General features: G+C 65.4%; 12 protein-coding genes. 5 read left to right on the top strand and 7 right to left on the bottom strand.

The annotated features are described in order from the left end of the window. Nucleotides 1-3 precede the first annotated feature (3 nt). Nucleotides 4-2244, top strand: coding sequence for a xanthine dehydrogenase family protein molybdopterin-binding subunit (locus DAEP_RS0102570; RefSeq protein ID WP_027243574.1), 2241 nt, complete (start codon nt 4-6; stop codon nt 2242-2244). A 37-nt stretch (nt 2245-2281) separates the two neighbouring features. Here DAEP_RS0102570 and DAEP_RS0102565 read toward each other — a convergent pair whose 3' ends face one another. The 3 genes from DAEP_RS0102565 to DAEP_RS0102555 form a co-directional block, all read right to left on the bottom strand. After that, nucleotides 2282-2797, bottom strand: a complete 516-nt coding sequence (locus DAEP_RS0102565) for a GNAT family N-acetyltransferase (protein ID WP_051337309.1) — start codon at nt 2795-2797, stop codon at nt 2282-2284. Between the two features lie 25 nt (nt 2798-2822). Further along, on the bottom strand, nt 2823-3602 hold the full coding sequence (locus tag DAEP_RS0102560; RefSeq protein ID WP_008555703.1) for a gamma-glutamyl-gamma-aminobutyrate hydrolase family protein: 780 nt from the start codon (nt 3600-3602) through the stop codon (nt 2823-2825). Between the two features lie 130 nt (nt 3603-3732). Continuing rightward, nucleotides 3733-4353, bottom strand: coding sequence for a helix-turn-helix domain-containing protein (locus tag DAEP_RS0102555; RefSeq protein WP_245595047.1), 621 nt, complete (start codon nt 4351-4353; stop codon nt 3733-3735). Between the two features lie 163 nt (nt 4354-4516). On the opposite strand from DAEP_RS0102555, the gene DAEP_RS0102550 reads away from it, so the two are divergent. Then, the gene (locus DAEP_RS0102550) at nt 4517-4999 is read left to right on the top strand and encodes a fasciclin domain-containing protein (protein WP_008555377.1); all 483 of its coding nucleotides are present in this window, start codon (nt 4517-4519) and stop codon (nt 4997-4999) included. Nucleotides 5000-5111: 112 nt separating this feature from the next. Here DAEP_RS0102550 and DAEP_RS0102545 read toward each other — a convergent pair whose 3' ends face one another. From DAEP_RS0102545 to DAEP_RS0102535, 3 genes are all read right to left on the bottom strand, one after another. After that, a complete protein-coding gene (locus tag DAEP_RS0102545) occupies nt 5112-5540 on the bottom strand; it encodes a GlcG/HbpS family heme-binding protein (protein WP_027243571.1) in 429 nt (142 codons plus the stop codon). A 114-nt stretch (nt 5541-5654) separates the two neighbouring features. Beyond that, nucleotides 5655-7802 carry a malate synthase G gene (locus tag DAEP_RS0102540; protein ID WP_027243570.1) on the bottom strand — a complete coding sequence of 716 codons (2148 nt, stop codon included), beginning with the start codon at nt 7800-7802 and terminating at the stop codon, nt 5655-5657. Nucleotides 7803-8030: 228 nt separating this feature from the next. Next, the gene (locus DAEP_RS0102535; protein WP_008554087.1) at nt 8031-8237 is read right to left on the bottom strand and encodes a hypothetical protein; all 207 of its coding nucleotides are present in this window, start codon (nt 8235-8237) and stop codon (nt 8031-8033) included. Nucleotides 8238-8362: 125 nt separating this feature from the next. On the opposite strand from DAEP_RS0102535, the gene pepN reads away from it, so the two are divergent. From pepN to DAEP_RS0102520, 3 genes are all read left to right on the top strand, one after another. Next, nucleotides 8363-10927, top strand: coding sequence for an aminopeptidase N (gene pepN / locus DAEP_RS0102530; RefSeq protein WP_027243569.1), 2565 nt, complete (start codon nt 8363-8365; stop codon nt 10925-10927). Then, on the top strand, nt 10920-11378 hold the full coding sequence (locus DAEP_RS0102525; RefSeq protein WP_027243568.1) for a hypothetical protein: 459 nt from the start codon (nt 10920-10922) through the stop codon (nt 11376-11378). The genes pepN and DAEP_RS0102525 overlap by 8 nt, the downstream gene beginning before the upstream one ends. Nucleotides 11379-11656: 278 nt before the next feature. Then, nucleotides 11657-12826, top strand: a complete 1170-nt coding sequence (locus DAEP_RS0102520; RefSeq protein WP_036760407.1) for a hypothetical protein — start codon at nt 11657-11659, stop codon at nt 12824-12826. A gap of 42 nt (nt 12827-12868) precedes the next feature. Here DAEP_RS0102520 and DAEP_RS0102515 read toward each other — a convergent pair whose 3' ends face one another. Then, nucleotides 12869-15235 (bottom strand): Tex family protein, encoded by a 2367-nt coding sequence (locus tag DAEP_RS0102515; protein WP_027243566.1) that lies wholly within the window; start codon nt 15233-15235, stop codon nt 12869-12871. Nucleotides 15236-15337: the final 102 nt, after the last annotated feature.

Below are 15337 nucleotides of genomic sequence, written 5' to 3'. Positions count from 1 at the left end.
CCCATGGCCAGTTTCAAGAAAATCGCCCGCCGCTCCTTCCTGATCGGCTCTGCCGCCATGGTTGGCGGGGTTGCCTTTGGCGCCTATTACGTCAGCCGCCCTGCCCCGAACCCGCTGAAACCGGGCGAAGGGGAAGTGGCGTTCAATCCCTTTGTGATGATCTCGGACCAGAAAATCACCCTGATCGCGCCGCGCGCCGAGATGGGCCAGGGCGTGCATACCACCTGGGCCGCGCTGATCGCCGAGGAGCTGGACGTGACGCTGGATCAGGTGGAGGTTCTGCACGGGCCCGCCGCCAAGGCCTATTACAACTCCGCGCTGATGAGCGAGGCGCTGCCCAGCACCGGCTATGACAAATCCAGGTTCATGCACGCGCTGGGTGACGTGCTGGGCCAGGCGGGCAAGCTGCTGGATTTGCAAGTGACCGGCGGCTCGACCTCGATGAAGGACGGGTACGAGCGGATGCGCCTGGCCGGCGCCTCTGCGCGGGAAACGCTGAAGGAAGCCGCTGCCGGGCGCCTGGGCGTCAGCCGCAGCCAGCTCAGCACCCGCGACGGCAAGGTGATTGCGCCGGATGGCGCGGAGATCGCCTATACCGGGCTGGCAGCAGATGCCGCCCGGCTGGAGCCGGTGAACGCCCCCCTGCGCCCGCGCGGCGAATGGCGGCTGCTGGGCAAATCCCAGCCGCGGGTGGACATGGCGGGCAAGGCCACCGGCACCGCGCAGTTCGGCATTGACGTGCGCCTGCCCGGCATGAAGTTCGCGGCCCTCAAGGCAAACCCGCACCTGGGCGGCGCGATGAAAGGCTTTGATGCCGCCGCTGCCCTGCAGATGCCGGGCATCGAACAGGTCGCGGATCTTGGCAATGCGGTTGCCGCTGTCGGGCGCAACACCTGGCTGGCGATCCAAGCACTGGAGGCCATCAGCTTCGATTGGGCTGAGGCCCCGGTTCCGGCCACCCAGGCAGAGATCTCCGGCGCAATCCGCGCGGCGTTTGAGGGCAAGCCGAACTCCACCCTGCGCGATGACGGAGACGCCGAAACCCTGCCGGACGGTGCGCAGGAGGTGACGGCGGAGTACGAGGTGCCGTATCTGGCGCATGCCACCATGGAGCCGCTCAACGCCACCGCGCTGTTCGATGGCACCCGCCTGCAGATCTGGTGCGGCAGCCAGGGGCCGATGCTGGTGCGGGATCACTGCGCCAAGGCGCTGGGGATCGCGCCGGAGCAGGTGGAAGTCAACACCACCCTGATGGGCGGCGGCTTCGGGCGCCGGGGAGAGGCCGATTTTGCCGTCTATGCCGCGCGCCTCGCCGGACAGATGCCGGGCACCCCGGTGCAGCTGACCTGGAGCCGGGAGGAGGACATGACCCATGACTTCTACCGCCCGGCCTCGGCGGCGCGGTTCCGCGGTGCGGTGAAGGACGGCAAGGCGCTCATGCTGGACGGGCGGATTGCCGGGCAGTCGCCCACCGCGCAGGCGATGAAGCGCTGGATCGGCCTGCCGCCCAGCGGCCCGGACGCGGCCCTGACCGACGGCGCCTTCAACCAGCCCTACGCAATCCCGAACTACCGTATCCGCGGCTATGCAGCGGACCTGCAGATCCCGGTGGGCTTCTGGCGTTCCGTCGGCGCGTCGATCAACGGCTTTTTCATGGAAAGCTTTGTAGACGAGCTGGCCCATGCCGCGGGCGCCGACCCGCTGGAATTCCGCCTGGAACTGGCGCGCGAGGAATGGGCCCCCGCCGCCAAAGTGCTGGAAGCGGTCAAGGAGATGTCCGGCTGGACAGGCACCACGCCCGAAGGCGTGGGCCGCGGTGTTGCCATGACCTACAGCTTCGGCACTCCGGTGGCGCAGGTTATCGAAGTCGCGGAGGAGGACGGGCTGATCCGGCTCCGCAAAGCCTGGATTGCCGCTGACCTGGGGGTTGCGCTGGACCCGCGGAACCTGGAGTCGCAGATGTCCGGCGGCATGGCCTATGGGCTGTCAGCAGCGATGTTCGGTGAAATCACCTTTGCCGAGGGCGCTGCGGAGCAGGTGAATTTCCCCGATTACGACGCCATCCGCATGCACACGATGCCGCAGGTGGAGGTGCGCATCCTGGAAGAGCAGACGCATATCGGCGGCGCGGGCGAGCCCGGCACCCCGCCCGCGGCCCCGGCACTGGCAAACGCGCTGTTCGACCTTACCGGCAAACGGGCACGGCGGCTGCCGCTGATACATGACTTCGATCTGCTGACCTGAGCACAGGGCGACCGGCCTTGCTGGCCGCCCCGCCGGTTCAGCCCAGGATTTTGACCATCCGGTAATTGTGGATCTTCACACCGCTGCGCTCGAACTCGCGCCGCCGGTCCACGGCGAACCCCTGCCGCTCGAAAAAGCCGCGCGCGGCTTCGCTGGCCTCCACATACAGCAGCTTAAGCCCCTGCCGCGTTGCCGCCGCTTCCAGCCGGGTATAGAGGGCCGCGGCAGCGCCTTGCCCGGCCGCGCGCGGGTGGCAGAACAGCATATCGATATGGCCATCGGATTCCAGGTCGATGAAGGCCGCGGGCGCGCCCTCCTCGTCCACCGCCACCCAAGCCGCCCGCCCGTCAGAGAGCTTTTGCCCCATGGCCGCCGCCGGCGGGGCGCCTGGGCACCAGGCGTTGATCTGCTCGGGTGAATAGAACCGGCTTGCGATGCCATGCACCGCAGCGCGGAACACCTCCGCCAGGTCCTCCGCATCATCTGCCTTGAATTGCCGGATCTTGTAGCGGCCCCCGCTGCGGGGCGCGCCCTCTTCCGCATCACTTTTCATATTCAAACCTTTTAACCAAACGCATCTATGCGGATTTCTGGAAACCGGGCTGCGTGCCGCCGTCCGCCCAGGCCCGCACTGCGGTGCCGAACGCCTCGAACAGCGGGCGCGACACCGGGTCGCTGGCGGCATCCCACTCCGGATGCCACTGCACCGACAGGGTAAAACCCGGCGCATCCTTGATGAAGATCGCCTCGGGCGTGCCGTCGGGGGCCTGCCCATCCACCACCACCCGCGCGCCCGGGCGCTTGATGCCCTGGCCGTGCAGGGTGTTGGTCATCACCTCCTCGGCGCCGAACAGTCGGTGGAACACACCGCCCGCGCTGAACCGGACGCTGTGGCGCAGCGCAAATTTCTCTTCCAGCGTGCCGTCCGGCGGCATCCGGTGGTTCATCCGGCCCGGAAGATCGCGGATCTCGGGGTGCAGCGAGCCGCCCATCGCCACGTTGACCTCCTGGAAGCCGCGGCAGATGCCCAGGAACGGCTGGCCGCGTTCCACACAGGCGCGGATCAGCGGCAAGGTGATGGCATCGCGCGCCCGGTCAAAAGCGCCATGCGCCTCGGTTTCCGCCTCGCCGTATTCATGCGGGTGCACATTCGGCCGCCCGCCGGTGAGCAGGAAGCCGTCGAACGTGTGCAGCAGTTCCTCAACGGTGACAAAACGCGGGTCGGAGGGGATCATCAGCGGCATGCATCCGGCCACCTCGGCAATCGCCTCGGAATTCATCGTGCCGCCCGCATGCACGGGGTACTGATCGTTGATCAGGTAAGAGTTGCCGATAATGCCAACCTTGGGTCGCGTCATGATCCACTCGCACAGTCATTCCCTGAAGAAAAACCTAGCCCTGACGCAGCACGGGTTCAACAGGCGGCGCAGAGCAACACAGTGTTCACAACCACACAACCCAGCGTCAGCAGCAGGCTGCCGCCCCGGATCAGCCTGCCGGGCCGTCGGGCGCGGCGTCCTGCGACACCACCACCAGGGCGCGGCACCGCTGCCCCTGCACCGCGCGGTAGCTGTGGGCAAACCCCGCGTCGAAATAGATCGAGTCGCCTTTGTCCAGCACCTCGGTGCGGCCGTGAATGCCCAGTTCCAGCACGCCCTCGATCACATAGATCATCTCCGCGCCCGGATGCGCATGGGGCATGCTTTCGGAGCCGTTGCCGGAAAATTCCGCAAGATAGGACTGGAACCGGCTTTTGGTGACCGGGAAATCCAGGCTTTCGAACAGATAGGACAGCGGCCCGCTGGTCTTGTCACCCAGTTTCAGCCGGTCCCGCTGCCGCACGACTTCCAGCACCGGCGCGTCCTCGCCCGGGCCGAAGAAGTGGTCCAGCCCGACCCCGAACACCATCGCGATGCGCAGCAGGGTCGCCAGCGTCGGAAACACCTGGCCCCGCTCGATCCGCGACAGCATCGCCGCCGACAGCCCGGTGTGCTCGCCCAGCTGCGCCAGCCCCATGTCCTTGCCCTGGCGCAGACTGCGCAGTTTGGGGCCGATTCTGTAGGCTTCCAAACCTTCCTGAAGCGTCTCGGACAGCATGGGCTTGCTCATGATTTTGACCTCCGGTGCAATCCAGTTGCGGGTCATTTTCCCCAGGTGCAAAAATAATGCACCTCACACAAAAGTGTATCTCATGCAAATTTTTTGCATGTCAAGCTATCTCTGCCAGCCCTTCAAGCCCTCTTCCCCTGGCGCCTGACTGAAAGGATGTCCCATGTTCTTTGACCGCCTCCCCCTGACTGCGCTTGCCATCGCTGTCGGCCTGTCGGTGCCCTCGGATGCTGCCGCCGGGTCCAAGGATATCGTCGCAACCGCAACCGCCGCAGGCCAGTTCGAAACCCTCACAGCCGCTCTGACCGCCGCAGATCTGGTCGGCACCCTGCAAGGCGAGGGACCCTTCACGGTGTTTGCACCTACAGATGAGGCCTTTGCTGCCCTGCCCGAGGGCACGGTGGAAAACCTGCTGAAGCCGGAAAACCGCGCGCAGCTGACAGAGATCCTCACCTACCACGTGGTACCGGGCAAGGTGATGTCGTCGGACCTGAGCGACGGCATGACCGCGGAAACCGTGATGGGCAAAGAGATCACCGTGTCGATGGACGGCGGGGTCAAGATCAATGACGCCACGGTCACCACCGCAGACGTCGAAGCCTCAAACGGCGTTATCCATGTGATTGACACCGTGATGCTGCCCTAAGCAAGCGGTCTGCTCTTAAGCTGGTCCCCCTCCCCCTCTCCCGCGTTAAGAGCAGGGTCTCCTCCCGCCGCCTGAGTGAGCTTCCCTCCAGCCCCGGCGGGAGGGGGCTGTTTCAGATTTCTCCGTGCAGCCCCGCGGCTTCGATCCCGGCAATCGCGGCGGCCGCGTCATTGTCCGAGGTGTCGCCGGTCACACCCACGGCGCCGATCACGTCACCAGAGCCATCCCTGACCAGCACGCCGCCGGGCACCGGCACGACCTGGCCGCCGTAAACCCCATTCACCGCTGCCATGAAATAGGCCTGGCTTTCGGCCCGCGCCATCTGCGCGGTGCCTGCCATCCCCAGCATCACCGCGCCATAGGCCTTGCCATGGGCGATGGCAAACCGGCCCGGCGCGGCACCGTCCTCGCGTTCGAACGCCTGCACGTGGCCGCCGGCGTCCAGCACCACCACCGACAGCGGTTTCAAGTTGTTCCCGCGCCCGCTGTCCAGCGCCGCCCGGATGATGGTGCGCGCCTGATCCAATGAAATCCCTGCCATGTGTGGCCTTCCTCCCGCCGAAGTTACGTTACGAATGAAAAAAGGAGGCCAAAAGGCCCCCTTTGACTACCCGTTATTTCCGGGAAACTGTTTTCCGCGGTCAGTTTGACGCAATCAGGCCGAAGCTTCCTGGGCCTTCAGTTCCAGGCGGCGGGCGTGCAGCACCGGCTCGGTATAGCCTGACGGCTGCACCCGCCCATTGAACACCAGATCGCAGGCCGCCTGGAAGGCGATGGTATCAAAACCCGGTGCCATCGGACGGTAGCTGTTGTCGCCGCGGTTCTGCTCGTCCACCACCTTGGCCATCTTGCGCAAGCTGCCCATCACCTCGTCCTCGCTGACCACGCCGTGATGCAGCCAGTTGGCGATATGCTGGGCGGAAATCCGGCAGGTGGCGCGGTCCTCCATCAGACCGACGTTGTTGATATCCGGCACCTTGGAGCAGCCGACGCCCTGGTCGATCCAGCGCACCACGTAGCCCAGGATGCCTTGCGCGTTATTGTCCACCTCGCGGGCGATCTGCTCAGGCGTCCACTTGCGGTAGGTGGCCAGCGGGATTTCCAGGATGCCGTCCACATGGGCGCGGCGGCCGCCGGCCTTCAGCCGTTCCTGCACCGCGAATACATCGACCTTGTGGTAATGCAGCGCGTGCAGCGTGGCGGCGGTCGGGCTCGGCACCCAGGCGCAGTTGGCGCCGGATTTCGGATGCTCGATCTTCTGCTCCAGCATCGCCGCCATCATGTCGGGCATCGCCCACATGCCCTTGCCGATCTGGGCCTTGCCCGACAGGCCGCATTCCAGGCCGATGTCGACGTTCAGGTTCTCATAGGCACCGATCCAGGCCTTGCGCTTGATGAAATCCTTGCGGGAAAACGGCCCCGCCTCCATCGAGGTGTGGATCTCGTCGCCGGTGCGGTCCAGGAAACCGGTGTTGATGAAGGCCACCCGGTGCCTGGCGGCGCGGATGCACTCCTTGAGATTCACCGAGGTGCGGCGCTCCTCATCCATGATGCCGATTTTCACGGTGTGGCGCGGCAGGCCCAGAATATCCTCGACCTTGTCGAAGATCCGGTCGGTGAAGGCCACTTCCTCCGGCCCGTGCATCTTGGGCTTTACCACATAGACCGAGCCCAGGGCGGAGTTGCCGCCGTCGCGTTTCAGGTCGTGCTTGGCGATCAGGACGGTGATCAGCGCATCCAGAAGCCCCTCGTAAGCCTCGTTGCCATCCTTATCCAGCACCGCCGGATTGGTCATCAGATGGCCGACGTTGCGCACCCACAACAGTGCGCGGCCCTTGACGGTCTTGGCGGTGCCATCCGGAGCCGTGAAGCCGAAATCCGGGTTCAGCCGCCGGGTGATGATCTTGCCGCCCTTTTCCAGGTTGGTCTCCAGATCGCCCTTCATCAGGCCCAGCCAGTTGGAATAAGCCAGCACCTTGTCCTCGGCATCGACGCAGGCGACCGAGTCCTCGCAGTCCATGATCGCCGACATGGCGCTTTCCAGCCGCACATCTGCAAGGCCCGCCTGGTCGCGCGCGCCGATCGCATGGGCGCGGTCAAAGACCAGCTCCACATGCAGCCCGTTGTTGCGCAGCAGCACGGATTCCGGTGCCTTGGGGTTGCCGCGGTAGCCTGCGAATTTCTCCGGCTGCGACAGCGGCAGGTCGTCGATCAGAAGCTGGCCGTCCTGCACGTGATACCGCCGCGCATCGGCATGGCTTGCGCCATCAACCGGGAACGCCTCGTCCAGAAACACCCGCGCGCGCGCCACAACCCGCGCGCCGCGGCCCTTGTCGTAGCCGCCCGCGGGGGCGGGGGTGCCCATCGCGTCAGTGCCATAGAAGGCATCATACAGGCTGCCCCAGCGCGCGTTTGCCGCGTTCAGCGCATAACGCGCGTTGGTGATCGGCACCACCAGCTGCGGTCCGGGCACCGATGCGATCTCGGGGTCGACATTCTGCGTTTCGATCTCGAAATCGCCGCCCTCCGGCAGCAGGTAGCCGATCTCCGCCAGAAACGCCTTATAAGCCTCGTGGTCATGCGGCTTGTCTCGGTTGGCGATGTGCCAGGCGTCGATCCGGGCCTGGATATCCTCGCGCTTGGCCAGCAGCGCGCGGTTTTCCGGCCCGAAACCGTTCACCAGCTCCGCCAGGCCGTTCCAGAACGCCTCAGCCTCGACACCGGTGCCGGGCAGCGCCTGTTTCTCAATGAAATCCGCCAGCTCCGGCGCAACCTGAATTCCCTGTTTCTCGACCCGGCTCATGACTTGCTCCTTCCGGCGGTACACCACTGTATGCTGATACCTAGTTAGGGCAGAAGTTTCCGATCAGCAACAAAACAGCCTCCCGGTGAAACCAAACGCAATTTCTTGATTTTCAAGAAAGTGCCGAAAAGATTTCCGAAAATGCAACGGTATCGCGCGTCCCCAGACGGCAGAAGGGCGCACAGGTTGCCCTGCACGCCCCGGAAACATGCTTTACCGGTCCGCCGGTCAGTCGGCGGTCCCGTCAATCACGCGCTGCACCTCGGCGGCGGTAGCCGGTGCTTCCACCTTGTCCTGCTCGCCGCCGCGGTCAAAAACCATCAGCAGGAACAGCCCCAGCGCAACCAGCGCAAACACGACCACGGCGCCGATCCCCAGCAGCGACGGTTTGTGCTTTTCTGTCTGACGGTCGACGTTGGTATCCGGTGCGGACATGGCTGAACTCCTCTCCAATACAAATTGAGGCGCAGGACGGCTTGCCGCTCCGTCCGGTGTTGCCTACGACTATGGTAACTACGTGCCGGCCCCCGCTCCGGTTCCATAAAACACGAGGTTCCGCCGTGAAAGATGCAAGCCCCGCCACCGCCCCCAAGACCTTTTACCTGAAGGATTACACGCCCTTCGGGTATGACGCCGAAAGCGTTCACCTGACTTTCCGCCTGGCGCCGGAAACAACCCGCGTCCTGAGCAAGATCCGCTTTGCGCCCAAACCGGATGCGGCGGACAGGACGTTTTTCCTGCACGGCGAGGAGCTTAAACTGATCTCGGCCAAGATCGACGGCGAGGAAGTGTCGCCCGAACTGGTCGAGGGCGGCCTCAAATGCGAGGTGCCCGCCGCCCCCTTCACCTGGGAGGCCGAGGTGGAGATCAACCCGGCCGGCAACACCGCACTGGAGGGGCTCTACATGTCGAACCGCATGTATTGCACCCAGTGCGAGGCCGAGGGGTTCCGCAAGATCACCTATTACCCGGACCGTCCCGACGTGATGTCCACCTTCACGGTGCGGATCGAGGGCGACGAGCCGGTGATGCTGTCGAACGGCAACCCCATGGGCCAGGGCGAGGGCTGGGCCGAATGGCACGACCCGTGGCCGAAACCGGCCTATCTGTTTGCGCTGGTGGCAGGTGATCTGGTGAACTACCCCGGCAGCTTCACCACAAAATCCGGCAAGGAAGTGGAGCTGAACATCTGGGTCCGCCCGGGCGACGAGGGCAAATGCGCCTTCGGCATGGAGGCGCTGAAGAAGTCGATGAAATGGGACGAGGATGTCTATGGCCTCGAATACGATCTCGACCTTTTCAACATCGTGGCGGTCGATGATTTCAACATGGGCGCGATGGAGAACAAGGGGCTGAACATCTTCAACTCCTCCTGCGTTCTGGCGTCGCCCGAGACGTCCACGGATGCCAATTTCGAACGCATCGAGGCGATTATCGCGCATGAGTATTTCCACAACTGGACCGGCAACCGCATCACCTGCCGCGACTGGTTCCAGCTCTGCCTCAAGGAAGGGCTGACGGTGTTCCGCGACGCCCAATTCACCGCCGACATGCGCTCCGAACCGGTGAAGCGGATCGAGGATGTGATTGCGCTGCGCGCCCGCCAGTTCCCTGAGGACAACGGCCCGCTCGCCCATCCGCCGCGCCCCGAGCAGTATCAGGAGATCAACAACTTCTACACCGCAACCGTGTATGAAAAGGGCGCCGAGGTGATCGGTATGCTGAAGCGGCTGGTGGGCGATGAGAACTACTACAAGGCGCTGCAGCTCTACTTTGAGCGCCACGACGGCCAGGCCTGCACCATCGAGGACTGGCTGAAGGTGTTTGAAGATGCCACCGGGCGCGGCCTCAGCCAGTTCAAGCTGTGGTACAGCCAGGCGGGCACTCCGCGGGTGAAGGTTTCCGAGGATTACGCCGATGGCACCTACACCCTGACATTCGAGCAATCGACGCCCCCCACCCCGGGCCAGCCGGACAAGGCGCCGCGGGTTATCCCGGTGGCGGTGGGCCTGTTGTCACCCAACGGCGACGAAGTGCGCGGCACCGAAGTGCTGGAGCTGACGGAAGCCAAGCAAAGCTTCACCTTCGAGGGCCTCGCCTCCAAACCTGTGCCGTCGATCCTGCGGGAATTCTCCGCCCCGGTGATCCTGGAGCGCGCAACCACCAACGCCGAGCGTGCCTTCTTGCTGGCCCATGACACCGATCCCTTCAACCGGTGGGAGGCTGGCAACGCGCTGGCCAAGGAGGTCCGCGTTGCGATGGTGCTGGACGGCGCCGCCCCCGATGCGGCCTATCTGGATGCGCTGGAAAAACTGGTGCGCGACGACGAACAGGACCCGGCCTTCCGCGCGCTGGTGCTGACGCCGCCCAGCCAGTCGGATATTGCGCAGACCCTCTTTGACCGCGGCCACACCCCCGATCCGCAGAAAATCTATGACGCGGCAGAGACCTTTGCCCAGACCCTGGCGCAGCAGCTGGAAACCAGCCTGCCCCGGCTCTATGCCGCCACTACGGTCGACGGCCCCTATGCGCCGGATGCCGAGGGGGCGGGCAAACGCGCCCTCAATGGCCGCATCCTGTCGCTGCTGACCCGGCTGGACGGCGGCGACCAGGCCGCGCGCCAGTATCAGGCAGCGGACAACATGACCCAGCAGTACGCCGCCCTAGGCGCGCTGCTGAAGTCCGAGAAAGGCGAGGCGCAAAGCCAGGCGTTCTTCAACCAGTGGCAGGACGACCGGCTGGTGATGGACAAATGGTTTGCCCTGCAAATCGCCTGCGCCGCGCCAGAGAAGACGGCTGCAGTTGCCGCGGCCCTCACCAAGCATCCGCTGTTCAGCATGAAGAACCCCAACCGCTTCCGCGCTGTGTTCGGCGCGCTGGCGGGCAGCCACGCGGGCTTCCACCACGCCAGCGGCGAGGGCTATCAGCTGCTGGCCAAGAACCTGATTGCGCTGGACAAGCTGAACCCGCAGACTACCGCCCGCATGTGCGCTGCCTTCCAGACCTGGAAGCGCTATGACGCGGACCGCCAGTCGCTGATCCGTGCCCAGCTGAAACGGATTGCCGGCACAGACGGCTTGAGCCGCGACACCACGGAGATGGTCACCCGGATCCTGGATGGCTGACACTCACGAAACGCCATCCCCGGCGGAGGACTACAGCTTCTCCCGCCGGTGCCGGTCAAAGACCGCAATGCTGGCAACAGGCGGCTGGCTGGCAGCGCTGCTGGTGCTGTGGCTGGTGCTGGACGCGGCGTTGTGGCTGGTGGCCCTGCTGGCCCTTCCCGCACTGCCTGCGCTTCTGGACCTGATCCGCAACCCGCTGGCAGGTCTCAGGATTTCCCGCAACAGGGTCGAGTGGTTCAGCGGCGGCCTGACTGGCGAAGCGGATCTGAGCGAAATTGACCGGGTGCGTTTTGACACCCGCTGGGACTTCTCTGTGCGCGCCACGCTGATCCTGCACAGCGGCAAACGAATCCGGCTGCCGCAGGAGGCGACACCGCCCCACGCCGAGGCTGATGCGGCCTTTCAACAGCGCGGGTTGCGCACCGAGCGGCACCATTTCACAGCGTTCTGAAGGCCTTGCGTAAAAGCTGCGCTAAAACAATCCCGGATTGCAAACAGCCATGCGCAATAAACCGCTGAAATACGCCAAGTTCCTCAGTGCCGCCATCTTTGCGCCCCATTGCCTGACGACACTGTGAGCAACGATAAGCTGCCACTCGTCAGGAAGCACAAATGATTACACAGTCTCGGCAGGCACGGGAACTTCTGTCCCGGATTTCAGGTCTGCTGTCCCGCGCCCCCCGGCCTGCCGCCCGCATCCGGCCCGTCCCCGTTCAACCCCCCGCAGACATGCTTCTGAACCGGAGCCTGGCGGACAGCCTGTCCATCCCGATCCGCAGCGCCCAGGGCGATCCCGACTGCCTGCAAGCCCAGAACCGCGGCCAGTTTCTGGCACGCCAGGAACGCTGGGAGGACCTCTCCCGCGAGATCCGGGAGGCCGACCAGAGCCGCGCCACCGCGCGCTGCGACCTGCCGCTGGCCGATCTCATCGCCTATGGCGCCCGCGCAGATGTGGTCAACGCCACCGAACATGCCCTCTCGGAACAGATGGATACCGGCAACCGAAGCCTGATCCGCGGGCTGATGGCGTTTGAGGCGCTGCGGGCAGAGCACCGCCACGACCCCTACCTGACGGCGCTGGTGGCGCTGGCCCATATTGATATCGGCTGGGCCTGGCGCGGCCCGGGCAACGCCCCTGCCGCCCCGGCTTCCAGCCAGCGCCGCTGTGCCGCGCATTTCGACCGCGCCGCCGCCCTGCTGGAGCCGATTGCGGAGGCCAGCGAAGACAGCCCCTTCCTCAAGGCGGCGCAATGCGCCCTGTTTGCCCGCAGCAGCAGCGGCACCCTGCCGGTGGCAGATGCCTTTGCCGCCCTGATCGACCTGGCCCCCGCCAACCACCGCCACATGCGCACGCTGGGCACCCAGATGCTGCCGCGATGGTCCGGCTCCTATGCGGCGCTGGAGCTTGAGGCCCGCCGCACTGCCGCGCGCACCGCGCAGACCTGGGGCGCAGGCGGCTACACCTGGGTCTATTTCGACGCCATCGCCATCGACGATCAGGCCTGCGCCCGGGTCGACACCCGGTTTTTCCTCGACGGTCTAAGGGATATCGTGCAGGCCGACCCGTCGCAGGAAATGATCAACCTCCTGGCGGCCTATTGCACGGTTGCGCTGCGCAAGGACTTGGGCCGCAATATCCAGGCAGATGTGCCGCGCCTCAAGATCGCCGCCGCCGCCGGCTGGCTGATCCGCGACCACCTGAAGGAGCTGCACCCGCTGGTCTGGGCCCATGCCGCCGAAGGCTTCGACAACAGCGCCCGCATCACCTCGCTCAGCCGCTTTGCCGCGCGCGGCCATGCCGGCGCGCTGCAGGCCATCGCCACCCAGTTCCGCGAGGAGATCGAAGGCGGCCAGAAAGTTGCCTTTACCGAACAAGGGCTGGAGTTCAGCCCCGCTTGAGCCTGCGGCAAACATGAAAAACGGGGCCAAGGCCCCGTTTCGTCATTTCTTCTTGAAGGCGTCCATCAAGGCCGCGCCCAGCGCGCCAGTGCCTTGGCTTGTGCCCTGATCCCGGCGCTGACCGCCCTTGGGGCCAGCAGACATCCTGCCCTTGCCGCCCTGAGGGCCGCCGGGCTTGCCGCCGCGGTGCGGGCCTGCGCCCTTCGCCGGGCCGCGCACAGCGCGGTCCTCCTTGGCTGAGGCGCCGCCGTCCTTTTTCATGGTCAGCCCGATCCGCTTGCGCGGCACGTCCACCTCGGTGACGGTGACCTTGACCACCTGGCCGGTCTTCACCACCTCATGCGGGTCCTTCACGAACCGGTCGGCCAGCTGGCTGACATGCACCAGCCCGTCCTGATGCACCCCGATGTCCACAAACGCCCCAAAGGCCGCGACATTGGTCACCGTGCCCTCCAGCACCATGCCGGGCTTCAGGTCGGTGATTTCCTCCACTCCGTCCTTGAAGGACGCCGTCACAAAGGACGGGCGCGGGTCGCGGCCCGGTTTTTCCAGTTCCTGGAAAATGTCGCGCACGGTGGGCAGGCCGACGTCCCCGCCCACAAAATCCTCTGCCCGCAGGGACTTGAGCGCTGCGCCGTCGCCCATGATCTGGCGGATGTCGCATCCGCAGGCGGCCACGATTTTGCGCGCGACGTCATAGCTTTCGGGGTGAACTGACGACGCATCCAGCGGCTCCTTGCCATCCCGGATGCGCAGGAATCCCGCGCATTGCTCAAACGCCTTGGGGCCAAGCCGCGCCACTTTCAGCAGTTCCTTGCGCGATTTGAATGCACCGTTCACGTCGCGGTGCGCCACAATCGCCTCTGCCAGCCCGGGGCCAAGGCCCGAGACATGGGACAACAGCGGTGCCGACGCCATATTGAGGTCCACGCCCACCGCGTTCACCACATCCTCGATCACCGCTTCCAGCGATTTCGAAAGTTTGTGCTGGTCCACATCGTGCTGGTACTGGCCCACACCGATACTCTTGGGCTCGATCTTCACCAGTTCCGCCAGCGGATCCTGCAAACGCCGCGCAATCGACACCGCGCCGCGCAAGCTCACGTCCAGATCAGGGAACTCCCGCGCCGCCAGCTCGGAGGCGGAATAGACTGAGGCGCCGGCCTCGGACACGACAACCTTGGTCGGCGCCTTGATCTTGGCCGGGAGGTGTTTCAGCACCTCCGCCACCATCCGCTCGGTCTCGCGGCTGGCAGTGCCGTTGCCGATAGCGATCAGCTCGACGCCGTGTTCGGCGATCAGTTTCACAATAGACACCTGCGCGCCGCGCAGATCGTTCTTCGGCTGGAACGGGTACAAGGTCTCTGTGGCCACCAGTTTGCCGGTTGCATCAACCACCGCGGCCTTGACGCCGGTGCGAATGCCCGGGTCCAGCCCGAGGGTCGGCCGCGCACCGGCCGGAGCTGCAAACAGCAGATCCTTGAGGTTGCGGGCAAAGACCTGAATGGCGTCCTCCTGCGCCCGGCCTCGCAGGTCGCCCATCAGCTCCAGCATCATCGACAGCGACAGTTTCACCCGCCAACACCAGCCCGCCACCTTGCGCAGCCACTTGTCGCCCGGGCCATTGCCGCCCGCGCCCAGTTCCGCCGCGACCATCGCCTCGGCCCGGGCCACGCCCTCTTCCGGCTCCGGCCCCACGTCCAGCGTCAGCACGCCCTCGTTGGACCCGCGCAGCATCGCCAGCGCCCGGTGCGAGGGCACATCCGCCCAGCGCTCGGTATGTTCAAAGTAATCAGAGAACTTGGCGCCCTCCTGCTCCTTGCCCTCGATCACCTTGGCGGTGAGCACCGCCTCCTTCTGCAGGAACCCCCGCAAGCGGCCCAGCAGGGCGACGTTTTCCGTCAGCCGCTCGGTCAGGATATCCCGCGCGCCGTTCAGTACGTCCTTCACCGTGGCCACAGCCTCGGTGATATAGCCTTCCGCCAGCTTCTCCGGGTCGGCGCTGCGGTCGGCCAGAATGGCATCGGCCAGCGGCTCCAGCCCGTTTTCCTTGGCGATCATCGCCTTGGTGCGCCGCTTGGGCTTGTAGGGCAGATAAATGTCCTCCAGCTGCGCCTTGGTCTCCGCCTTGGCGATGGAGGCCGCCAGTTCACCGGTCAGCTTGTCCTGCCCCTTGATCGACTCGAGAATGGAGGCCCGCCGCTTTTCCAGCTCGCGCAGATAGTCCAGACGCTCCGCCAGGGTGCGCAGCTGAGTGTCATCCAAGCCCCCGGTCGCCTCCTTGCGGTAGCGCGCGACAAAGGGGACTGTGGCGCCCTCGTCCAGCAACGCAACCGCGGCGCTCACCTGCTTGGCGGCGGCGCCGATTTCCGTGGCAATGGTCTGGCTGATGCGGGCGGATGTGTCCAAGGCGGCCTCCTGTCGTTCTGCTCGGGCTGCCAGTTCTAGCCGCGCGCCCTGACCCCGCCAAGAGGGCAAATGCCGCCCCGGCAATCCCACGCCGCCTTTGCC

It is taken from the genome of Leisingera daeponensis DSM 23529, from assembly GCF_000473145.1.
In the GTDB taxonomy this organism is placed as follows: Bacteria; Pseudomonadota; Alphaproteobacteria; order Rhodobacterales; family Rhodobacteraceae; genus Leisingera; species Leisingera daeponensis.
The sequence above is the reverse complement of the archived record's forward strand: the minus strand, read 5'-3'. Positions and strand labels throughout refer to the sequence as shown.